At 40.8% G+C, this 11,208-nt stretch carries 11 protein-coding genes and 2 pseudogenes; 5 read left to right on the forward strand and 8 right to left on the reverse strand.

Translation table 11 applies throughout. The features are described 5' to 3' along the window. Positions 1–71 precede the first annotated feature (71 nt). Entirely contained in the window at positions 72–275 is a 204-nt protein-coding gene (locus tag CBW22_RS15735) for a DUF4917 family protein (RefSeq protein ID WP_199557014.1), read from the forward strand. 276 nt (positions 276–551) lie between these two features. Here the strand turns inward: CBW22_RS15735 and CBW22_RS15740 are convergent, their stop codons facing one another. Then, positions 552–1,643: a hypothetical protein gene (locus CBW22_RS15740; protein ID WP_141097325.1), complete on the reverse strand. Its 1,092-nt coding sequence runs from the start codon at positions 1,641–1,643 to the stop codon at positions 552–554. Positions 1,644–1,778: 135 nt separating this feature from the next. Between CBW22_RS15740 and CBW22_RS15745 the strand changes: the two genes are divergently transcribed. Then, a complete protein-coding gene (locus CBW22_RS15745) occupies positions 1,779–2,669 on the forward strand; it encodes a hypothetical protein (RefSeq protein ID WP_088517141.1) in 891 nt (296 codons plus the stop codon). Positions 2,670–3,072: 403 nt separating this feature from the next. Here the strand turns inward: CBW22_RS15745 and CBW22_RS15750 are convergent, their stop codons facing one another. From CBW22_RS15750 to CBW22_RS15780, 7 genes and pseudogenes are all read right to left on the reverse strand, one after another. Further along, positions 3,073–3,630, reverse strand: a complete 558-nt coding sequence (locus tag CBW22_RS15750) for a HigA family addiction module antitoxin (RefSeq protein WP_254919519.1) — start codon at positions 3,628–3,630, stop codon at positions 3,073–3,075. Then, positions 3,584–4,942: pseudogene (trbL, locus tag CBW22_RS15755) on the reverse strand (P-type conjugative transfer protein TrbL). Before trbL ends, CBW22_RS15750 begins: the two are co-directional and overlap by 47 nt. A 220-nt stretch (positions 4,943–5,162) precedes the next feature. Continuing rightward, positions 5,163–5,957: pseudogene (gene trbJ, locus CBW22_RS15760) on the reverse strand (P-type conjugative transfer protein TrbJ). A gap of 81 nt (positions 5,958–6,038) precedes the next feature. After that, positions 6,039–6,392, reverse strand: coding sequence for a conjugal transfer transcriptional regulator TraJ (gene traJ, locus CBW22_RS15765; protein WP_088517142.1), 354 nt, complete (start codon positions 6,390–6,392; stop codon positions 6,039–6,041). 685 nt (positions 6,393–7,077) lie between these two features. Then, the gene (locus CBW22_RS15770; protein WP_088517143.1) at positions 7,078–7,839 is read right to left on the reverse strand and encodes an ABC transporter ATPase; all 762 of its coding nucleotides are present in this window, start codon (positions 7,837–7,839) and stop codon (positions 7,078–7,080) included. After that, complete coding sequence (locus CBW22_RS15775; RefSeq protein ID WP_088517144.1) at positions 7,829–8,683, reverse strand: helicase RepA family protein; 855 nt, start codon at positions 8,681–8,683, stop codon at positions 7,829–7,831. Before CBW22_RS15775 ends, CBW22_RS15770 begins: the two co-directional genes overlap by 11 nt. A gap of 5 nt (positions 8,684–8,688) precedes the next feature. After that, positions 8,689–8,919, reverse strand: a complete 231-nt coding sequence (locus tag CBW22_RS15780; RefSeq protein WP_088517145.1) for a helix-turn-helix transcriptional regulator — start codon at positions 8,917–8,919, stop codon at positions 8,689–8,691. Here CBW22_RS15780 and CBW22_RS26760 point away from each other — a divergent pair. From CBW22_RS26760 to CBW22_RS15790, 3 genes are all read left to right on the forward strand, one after another. Next, a complete protein-coding gene (locus tag CBW22_RS26760; RefSeq protein ID WP_254919520.1) occupies positions 8,904–9,461 on the forward strand; it encodes a hypothetical protein in 558 nt (185 codons plus the stop codon). The genes CBW22_RS15780 and CBW22_RS26760 overlap by 16 nt on opposite strands. A gap of 249 nt (positions 9,462–9,710) precedes the next feature. Continuing rightward, positions 9,711–9,968: a hypothetical protein gene (locus tag CBW22_RS26765; RefSeq protein WP_254919521.1), complete on the forward strand. Its 258-nt coding sequence runs from the start codon at positions 9,711–9,713 to the stop codon at positions 9,966–9,968. Between the two features lie 38 nt (positions 9,969–10,006). After that, on the forward strand, positions 10,007–11,208 hold a 1,202-nt coding region (locus CBW22_RS15790), incomplete at its 3' end, for an anti-phage deoxyguanosine triphosphatase (RefSeq protein WP_088517151.1).

The raw sequence follows: 11,208 nt of genomic DNA on the forward strand, positions 1-11,208 counted from the left end.
GAGCAAGGAACGACAACATGCCGTTTGAGATCATACCTTGGGAAGCGATTGTCTAAAACTGCGGATGCACAATTCTCCTCGGAAACGGTGCCAGCATTTCCATCAATACGAGTTTTTCGTATTCCTCACTGCTTCAGCATGCCACTGAGCAGAACTTGCTTCCCGACAACGCTCAGCAGTTATTCAATTTCTTTCAGACCAGCGACTTCGAACTAGATCTTCGGATCGTCTGGCAGGCATCGAACGTCAACCGTTCGCTACGAATAAAGGCGTGATTGTAATTTGCGAACCTAGTTTTGATCCCGACGGCTGGTTAAAAACATATCAGGTAAACGCCCGACTGAATGAAGACCGGGTAGGAAATATTGTTAATGCCTTACCGGGCAGGGTCTTTTCGTTTAAACATGCCACTACAAAGAACATGCAAAACATAGGCATCCCTGCGGTCAGAAATGCCCTTAGTAAGGCTGGAATAGCGGTATTTCCTGAACACAAAAAACGCATCATTAACTAAATCAGGCAGACTAACAGTATTGATTGAGTAGACTCTGTCAACCTTTGTCCTCAACCAGAGGCCCATCATAAGCGGCTGTTACATCGAGAATAAGCTGCATCAATTCCCCGGGTTTAGCTCTGCCTTTAATGTCCTTCATAATCTGACTATGAACGTAATGACGAGAAGGAGTATTCTCATTCAATATATTCTCTATACCCTTGGCATTTGCCGTCTTTAAGTGTTCTCTAATAACCGCCTCGATATCCTTGCGCGCCATTTCAATTTCATCAGGATGAAAATCAAAAACTTCCCCATCAATTATTTCATCAATAACAGACGCATGCCATACAATCCCAACCTGCGGGTCCGCCTTCTCAGTAACACCGACTCTGCCAACATAAATCCCAGCATGAATAGCAGCAATGCGACCAACGTTAATGTGGTGACCAAGAATACTCACATCCCCTGCATTATTATAATAAAATACTGAAGCACCGGACATACCACTGCTTGAAGCACTGTCGATAAGAAACTTTCTCGCGTTTTGCCATTGGAATGCTGGATTCGTAGCTATTGTAGCTCTTTTCCAGACCGGGTTATAAAATTGATCTGTTATATTGTGAGGATAGCCCGGAATGAACACCTCATCAGTAACATTAGCCGAATTCATCCATCGTTTTGCCAGAACATCATCAACGAGATACTGCTGGATTGCATGAATTGTTAAATTATCCTCTTCGTCAAAAAGTGAATATTCAAACTCCATCTTCTCATAGCCAGAATACCCTACAGAGGTATGCAAGCCGTTTACGTCAAAAGGTATTGCGACTACGTCCACTCTTGGCCAGTTATCTGGATGAATATGGTAAAGCGCTTTAGTATCATCGTATAAAGGCAACCTGATATTCCTAACTGTTACCTGACCGAATATGTGATATTTGAAAGACACTAGAATATTATTCGGAACCGCATTATTCTTTTGGTCAAGACATTCCATGGAATCAGTATGGCGACCCGATACATTATGCCATGCTGTTACAACATAGTATTGACCAGCTCTTTTATAGAATACGCCACTCCCTGTTGATAATGTTTGTTCGTTAAAACGCATTGTTAAATGAACTATTGCCGAACTTAAATCAGACATACAACATATCTCCAGAAGATATCAACAAAAAGTGATGAATAAAAAATTTTCAAACCAATCTCATTATATGCATTTACTTAGAATTATCAACCTGCTAAATATAATGTGGAAAAGTCATGAACATCAGGAGGTAATATGACATTAGTTGTTGCAGGTTTCGAGAAAGATGGAAGTATTGTTTTTTGTGGAGACTCTCTCATAACCACTAAATCTCAAGGAATGTCAGTAAAATTGACATCAAGCTTTAGAAAAATAATGCCGCTTGAAATTATTGTACGAGCTCCTGATTTTGATACTAGTGGGGAAATCGTTCGCTATTTTGAAACAGAGTCCTGGCATCGTTGTATGATTGCTTTTGCCGGAAGCACTTTAGTATCTCAACATATAATTAATTCTATACAGGGCCACTTAAGACAAATAAAATATACTTATGACAAAGGGGAGTATGACTATCACTCAGGCACTCAAAAAGGGGCTGGTTACAAGCTAATCATGGGATGTGAAGATAATAATGAAGTTGAAAACACGCTCTGGGATGATGATGTATTTATCGATTGCAGAGAGGCAGCCAATAACCTGTTAAGCAGTGAATTTCTTGTTAGCTTAGTTAAACATTGCATTGAGAAAATAATAACTGAGTTTTACCTTAATACTGATGAAAAATTTGAGAAGGAATGGTTTGCAAGTGATTTCATAGTAGCCTTATCTTGTTATAAAACTGGTAAAAACCATCTCTTTACATTCAAAATGGAATTTGATGATAACTCTGTCAAGCTTGTAACAAGGGAAATTGGCGCAAATGAATTAGCCATTATCGGTATAACACGGTATAACAATGAAATACATCATACCTATCAGGTTAATCAATCATCATTAAGCACCGAAAGTATATTATTTAAAGAAGTCGTAAAAGCTGTTGAGGATAATGAGAGCGCTGATTTGAGGGAAATTGGCAAACCTATTGTTTTTAAAAAGTTTGATAAGCATCGTGAATTACGCGATAAGCAAAAAGAGTACAGAGGGTAAAATATTTCCACAAGATTCACTCAGAAATTTAGAGTTGATATAGTTCTATCCCGGCAATAAAGATTTTCATTATCTCTATTGCCACCTTAAAACTTCATCGCTGTGGTCTATCCCATTGCATGTAATTTCCCAAAAACTTATCACCTAGTACGCTTTTGTCAAAACTGATGCCTTAGAATAAAATGAGGATAGAAGAGAAAAACTGGAATAGTAGCTTATTCCGGACAGCGCAGCGGAACGCCCATCAGGGTGAAAATGGAATCAATGAAGACCTGAGCAACCCGCAGGGTCAGCCGAAATACGCGTGTCCTCTATTTAAGTGGTTCCCCCGGTTCGACACGTACCTTTCCAGCACTCTCACCACCCGCTGCGCTGGGATATCTCGGCATATGAGTTATTATTTCTACCGTCCTTCCTTCCGATCTTGCAACATCTGCAGATTGCTCCAAAAATCCTCATCAGTACCAAATATGTCAGCAAGAACGCGAGCCTCATCATCCGTAAGACAACGCAAACCACAGATAATATCTTCAATATCCTGCTTGCAAACACCAATAGCTTCCGCCAGTTCATCATGAGACATGCTCAGCGGTTTTAAAAACTCCTCTGTCAGCATTTCTCCCACGGTCACAGGCCCGGCAGTATCTGATTTTGTGTAGTATGTAAAAATCTCAGAACGCCCCTGCTCATATGTCAGCTCGCCTGAAATAATACGCGCCTTAACGGACTCGTACAGAGGCGTACCACTGGGGTCCATTCCTTCAAGTCTCAGGGAAGCCTCTGCTTTGCGAAAGCCCTCATGGCGTAACCGTGAATCTGGAGTTCTGGACATATTTTTTCCTTTGAGTTGCAGAAGTAAAGTTCGCTCACTGAAAGCGTCAGCTCGCGCTCCCCCATAAACGGACGCGCTTGATTCAAGATTTATCATTGCCGGATAAGCTATCTTCGACAAAATCATCATGTTCGCGGTTATCCCGACGAGTAGCTGTTTGTTTACGTATCTGAGTCGCCAACTCCCCTCCAATAGTCCGTTGGACACGAGAAGAATCGCTACTTCGCTTCATTTTCTGGTACTCAGCAGCTCCGTTGGCCATGATGCTTCCCATATGGCTTGCCATGCGGCCAGCTCGTGAGAATGAAGCAAACCCCTGACCTCCTCCGCTGGCGCTAACTGAACTGCTCCATGCTGACGAACCACCGGAACTGCCTGAGGGTTGGCCTCCAGAAGTATCTACAGAACCGGTATCTTCCCCGCCGCCAAATCCTCCACCGGAACCGCCTCCACCGCCTGAACCAGATTCCTCGGCCATGGCAGCTTGCGCAGACTCGAACGCTGCCTTTAATGCAGAGGCTCCGCCGCTGACTTGAGCTGGTGCCCCCCATTGCCATTGCTCCAGCACCGCTGATGGCAGTAGCGGCAGCGCCAGTAATCATACCCGCCCCAAATCCACCAATCCCTTGTAAAGAAGCCCCTCCTACAACACCTGATAACAACAGTGGTAGCTTATTCGTTAATACTAACAGGATAATTGACGCCAGAAGCAAAACGATAAGACTATTAAGATCAGGAACATCATCTTTAATAAGAGAAAAGTATTGATCTATAAATGATTGTCCAATCCCAATAATTAATGTCATCGTGAATAATTGAAGGCCAATCGATAAAACAGTTCGTAAGTAATTAATTGCTATATCAGAGGTCCATTTCGAACCACCAAATCCAAGCAATATAACTCCTGCATAACATAACACCCATGCAGAAACCAACATGATTAGCATATTTATCGCTATAAGGGACATCACTACCAAAACGATTATCGCGACTGTTATCATAATAGTGGATATCATTGGCGACCAAATTGATGCGGCTGAACTGACTTTGTTAATAACGCAAACGCCATATCAACTATGCTTGAGGGAGAAATACCAGTACTTATTCCTAAAGCGTTTGCTGCAAGTTGCCTCATTGAATTAATTATGGATTGCGATATGGATGGGCCGTTGATTAAAAGATAATAAAAAAAACCAATGACGGCAAAAAGGCGAACTATTTCAGCAAGTACGCCTGTCAACCCTTCCCCTTGCATTGCCATCATACCAAATGTCCAAACCATACTTATTAATACCAGCCCCCAGAAGAGCCAATTTGCATAGTCAGCAATTACTGTTGTCCATGTACTGGCTACTTGTTGAAACTTATCTAATAAAGAATCAAGTAGTCCGCTACTATCTAATTGACCAGCATAGGCATTTATAGAAAAGAAAATTATGATACCTAAAAAGGTGAGCTAACTTACTATTTTCATGATTACCATTCTCGTTTAGGGCTTGGATTGTTATTACTACGCAATGCACACTTATCGGATCTATGTGCATCAAATTTATTATCCGGCATCGATGAGCAATCGTTATCTTTTTTTTCGCAAGAACATATAATGATTGAAATGATTGTAATAAAAACCATCATAATTTTATTTTTCATTCAGTTGTTCCTCACCAAATTCGCTTCGGGCTTGGTGTGTTCTGCTCAGCTAATACGTTCTCATCAGCAGCTATTTGTTGGGCTTCTTTATCGGCCTGAGCCTGTGCCAGTGTTGCCGCAGCGTTTTGTTGAGCTATCAGAAGCGAGCGGATTTGCAGTAACTGGTTTGTCTGCGCGCTGGCAAGCTGGGTAGCGGCCTGAATAGCTTCCATTTGCCCTTGTGAGCCGGTTGCCTGAGTTTGCAAATCTGCAAGGTTATCAGCATCGCTCTGCAGGGTGTTCTGCTGTTCGTCAATTACCTTAAATAGCGCGTCATTGGCCTTTTTACGTGCCCCTGAACTGTTCTGTTCAGCTTCACGCAATGCGCTAATTTCAGACGAGGTACATTTAACATTGCTGTTAAAGCAAGGTGATGTCCTGTAGTAGTTAACATCCTGATATCGTTTCAGGTACGCATCGAGACTCCCGGCCTGATTCTTGTAGTAATTAAGGGTATCCTGCACCTGCAACAATTTATTAATTGTTGAATTTGCCTAGTCCCAGATATAGGCCGCAGGAGCTACGGTGTTCTGTAGCATGTTTTCATACTGCTGCAGCTGCGTCTGGTACTGCTGGATTTGTTTAGCCACAGCCTGAACGTTGTTAACTGCGCTGATTGTGGTCTGAACCACATTGGTGCCATCAATAACGGGAATTCCGGCCTTCACCGGTAATGCCATGACGGACGCCACGAAAGGAACTATTAAAGCTTTTTTAGCGGCTAAAATCCCTATTTGTGATGAAACCAATCGGAACATTAAATTCATTTTCTCACCTCTTATTCAACAGATTAGTAATCTTTAAAACTCTGTCTGTTAACAGACGCAGGTATATAAGAAACCACACATTTATTTATCCAAGATTTTATCCATAATGTTCCTTAGTTCTTGCCGAGTTGATTCTATTTTCGCAAGCAAGCTTCTTATCAGTGTGGGTGAAAAATCAACTGTTCGAGGATCATTTGCGAGCCATAATTTAAGTAATCCTCCAAGTCTTCCAAGATCAGCGTTTACTCGGCTAAGTTCATTAACCTGTTTTATATCTACGATAGAATCAACCTGATAACCCATTGCAACTCTACGAACAAAACAGGCAACACTTAATCCAGATGCTTCTGCATTTTCTTGGATGAGAACTTTTTCTTCGGGTAAACAATAAACTTTTATTGGCGTACTATTTTTTCTAGTCTGAGTAACTTTCATATAGCTCTCCATACAGGCGGTAGCCTGGTAGCCTCGCAGAGCAGGACGCCCTTGAGCCGCGATGCGGCGAATAGGGAGTGGTAAAGTTGGAACACCGTAGCGGTGGGCCTACTTTACATGTCATGCCCTACAATTGCCGTTGTATATCTGTGCAAGACAATGTGTATTTCAGTGTACAGGATGTGTTTTCTTAGCGTATTAATATAGGATTATTCGAGTAAAGATCTGCAGCAAATGTGTTTTTTGCAAGGAAACTATATTTCTCCCTTTTGAAAATGACCTTTAGTAGTTATAAATGGACGTCCACACTGTATTTATGTTTCGATATATCGTAAGAAGTTTTTTATTTTCTCATACACTTTTTTACTTACCTTGTCTGAGCATGTGCATTGCAGATTTTAGCGGCTAAAATCTGCCTCCCTATGCATAAAGCCCAGGGTGTACCTCATATGTCATAAAATCTACCTCAAGTGTTAATATGCCAAGCGTGTAAGTAATCTCTTCTTCTGGCGTACAACCATCGGCCTTTGGCCGATTCTAGATTTGAAAGCGCCTGCTCAGGCAGGTGATTTCAACGCCTGAATATACTGATTGATCCTGAATAACCTGCAAAGGAGTTAAAAAATCAGGCCTCTGTAGCACACTGGCGGGCCGTTACAGCACATCGCCGGGCCGTAACGACACGCTACCGGGCCGTTGTAGCTCGTTTTATCCTAGAATTTTGTATCTCAATGCCAATCGCTAGAAATTGTTTGCTATCTTCTTTTAATCTCCTCCGATAGTTACGTAATGTCATATTATTAGTACCTTCACCACTGACAGCTAAAATTAATGTATCAATATGCCAGCCGCCTTTAGGATCGTGCTTATGTGTTAATATATGACGTGCAACTGCTTGACTAATACCATGCTGGAGACGAGCAATAGGACCAGGATCATGATGAAAATGCAAATCTCGCTTCAACAACATTACCAGTGCAACACCCAAGCGTACTTTCCATAGGTTACGTTCACCACCAGTTAGAGGATTACGCCTGGTCATTGGTGAGGGTACGACATGGTCAATTAAACCGCCTAGAATGCAATAACCGTTTTTTTCTAAATCTGGTGTTACTATTTCAACAGCCGCCACTCGTAGATCAACGAGTAGTTTTTTAATTCGATCATAACTGTATTGTGCATCGGATAGAGTTCGGCGTACTTTCGCTGGATCTACTAATAACTCGATTCCTCCATCAGAAATTTCTCGACGTTTCTCGGCCACATAGAGCATTGTTTCCACAATATCCGCATGACGTTGTCCTAGTCTTCCGGTAACTCGACAACGACCAAAACTAGTCTCCATCCACTGCCCCTTCAGCGTCAAGGGACGTTGACTTGGTTGGTACAGAATGACTTTAGCCTGCAAAGCAGTACTAGTAGGTGTAACTTTATTACTAGTTATCATTTTCTGCACCACTCCATGAAGACATACATTCTTTAGCTATTTGTTTTTTATTCTTCGATTTGAGTTGCGTTATCCTTAATACTCCCCCCTCATGTCTCTGTAACCAACAATCTGGCGCACGTTCTCCATAATTTACTTTATTTATTCCAAATCTAACAAATTGACCTCGAACATCATCAGAAATACCATACGTCTTCGCTTCTAAGGCGGTCATGCCCGCCAGATAAGATTGCCACCGTATATTATCAACCAGGACGCTACTACCCCTGCTTGCATGCTGTATATCACCAACACCCATCGTGGCAGCGCCTTTGTTTAAATGGTGTAGAAATATAATCGAACATCCAGTATCAGCAGCAATACCTTCTAGTTTTCCGATGACTTTGGACATTGCTGCGCTATTATTCTCATCCTCATGGTGGAAACGGCGAAGAGTATCCAAAATTATTAAACGTCTACCTTTTGAAACTTCATTGATCAAGTTGCTCCAATCCGGCAAGAAAATATTTGGACAATTCCCTACCAAAGGTTCGACCAGTAGCTTATCGGCTACAATCTGCTGCTGACGTGCTGTTAGATATTTTCCCAAAGCATATAAACGATGGTGAACGATGGTTTCAGAGTCCTCCACAGATAAATATGCCACCAACCCAGTCGGATATTCACCAAAGTTTAAAAGATCTACACCACAAGTAATCTGCACAGCCAATTGTAATGCCAGCATTGACTTTCCAACGCCTCCCGGAGAAACAATCGCTCCGATAGTACCAATAGCCAAATTAGGCAAGACGTAATCAATTGGTTGCGGCTTAGCTTCAAATGCTTCCATTATGTTCAATGACATTGCTGTTACCTACCTAAAACATCACCAGGTCTGGCCGCTTTAAACATTGCTGATTTACGATCCGCAATCCACTGTTCTACTTCGGATAACTGCCATGCTACATTTCGGCTAGTAAGTGCTATACGGCGAGGAAACTCGCCTCGCTGTTCAAGGTTATAAATGGTGCGGGCTGACAATGGGATCATTTCCAGAAGTGTTTTTCTGTTAATGAGCGTGCTATGTGCCTTTGTTTGCATCTGCCTTCCTCCTGTTTCCAATCAGGCCTATACAATGCCAAGCATTACCACTTGCTAAAACCTATTCATTGGCTAAAATGGTTGACATGAAAATCATCCCCTGGGAAGGCTGTGACCTCACAGTTGCAGCAGCATTTAATGTATTTGTAGAGCGTAGCTCTCCGTATTCCACATTTTCACGGCGGTATCCCATACTGCGCCTGATACAGGAAGTGATTGACCCTGCAGTAGCTGCTTATAAAAATTCTTTGCCACTAAGCCATAAGGACTACATTTCTGGCGGAGGAGTGGAATTTAGTGAAATAATCAAAAATGTGGGTTTTAATGTGGTAGCACGCGCACAAAGACTTCTTTTGCGTCAATTTATTCTGACTTCAGATAGTCAAAATCCTCTCGATAAATGCTTTATTGCTACAATTGAGTCTCTTATTGAATTAGTCAGTGAGTGCGCATCCAAACGGCCAAAGAAATCATCACCGGCAAAAGGTGTAACTATAAATTCTCAACGTAAACTCGGTTTTTGCGAGTTCTGCGGTAACTAGACTGAATTCTCTAAATTTATTACTGAAATTTCAGAATATGCTGCTAAAGACAATGAATTCCCTTATCATGAAAAGTTGGTTTTTAGCGATCGATATTGCTCTAACCATAGACCCAGATTTACCAATGGCCAGTGGAACCTCCTTTACAGACAAGGAAAACGTTCCCTTGAACAATTCAACAAAGAACTATTAAGACTAAGGCGGCAATGTGCTAAACCAAGCAAAGCTAACGCTAACTCCGGTAATGAATTGGTTGATTATTATTTTTTAGAGTGGACACTAGGCCAAAATTTAACCCCAGTAGATACAGGGGAACTTAGAAATATTGCACGGCTTATGACGGATTCTAAGCTTTCCGACACGAAGAAAATAATACTTTCATTGAAAAAGCAAGGGTTTAACCAATCTGATATCGGAAAATTTTTAGCATTAAATTATCACTTGCCAATGACACGTCAGGCTGTGTCAAAGGCCTTGAATTCTGTGAGGAAAGAATTTTATATTTAGTTAAGCATCAAAAGATCTAATTTATAAGGAGAAAATATATGTGGACTGACCGTTTTGAAAAAGCAATTGATAGTGGTTTTGAGCGAGATCAGTACGGTAGAGATCGCGCAAGAATTATTCACTCAGCATTTTTTCGCAGATTACAAGGAAAAACGCAGGTACTGGGGTTGGGCGAAAGCGATTTTTACAGGACTCGTTTAACGCATTCTTTAGAAGTCGCACAAATAGCCGGTGGGATTTCAGAATTTTTAAAATCTCAATATAAAGATAACGAAACAATTATTGGTCTAATACCTGATCAAAATTTAATTGAATCCATAGGTTTAGTACATGATATTGGCCACCCGCCATTTGGACACGGTGGTGAGGTTGCATTGAATTATGCAATGAGAAACAATGCGGGCTTTGAAGGTAATGCACAGACGTTAAGAATATGTACGAAATTAGGTGAATATTCTGATGGAAATGGTTTGAATCTTACAAGAAGAACTTTACTTGGTATAATAAAATATCCATGTTTTTATAGTGATGTGGTTAATGCAAAAATATACAATGATTCGAAGGGTTTAAACTTAGATTCATATAAACCTCCAAAATGTATATTTGATTGTGATAAGGAGCACGTTGATTGGATTCTTCAACCATTCACTAATGACAGAAAAACTTTCATGTCACCTTCAAAACCTATTGAAGGAAAACACAAAAAACCATTATATAAATCTTTTGATGCAAGCATAATGGAAATTGCTGATGATATTGCATATGGGGTTCATGATTTAGAAGATGCTATCGCTCTTGGGTTAGTTAGCGAAAGAAAATGGCTTACTGAGGTTGTTGCCAGACTTAAGGACTCATTAAGAAAAGCGCCGATGTCAGACAAAATAGATGAATACACCAAATTACTTTTTTCTGGTGAAAATAAAACCAGAAAAAAAGCAATAAGCCAGCTAGTAAACTACTTTGTGACTAATGTTGAAGTAAATAAACAAGACATTTTAAGTCATAACTTATTAGATTATCAGGCTGAATTTCCAAAGATTGTTGGAGAAGAACTTGATATCCTTAAAGAGTTTGTTGTAAATAACGTTATCAAAACGCCGGAGGTACAAACTCTAGAATACAAAGGGCAACAAATGGTCTTAAAATTGTTTGATACAATAGCAAACAATCCATCGCGACTCTTACCTAAAAAATATTTCGAAAAATATAATAATGAAGGGTGTAACTTAAGAGTTATTTG

The sequence above is a fragment of the Pantoea sp. VS1 genome, assembly GCF_002207995.1.
GTDB lineage: Bacteria > Pseudomonadota > Gammaproteobacteria > Enterobacterales > Enterobacteriaceae > Pantoea > Pantoea dispersa.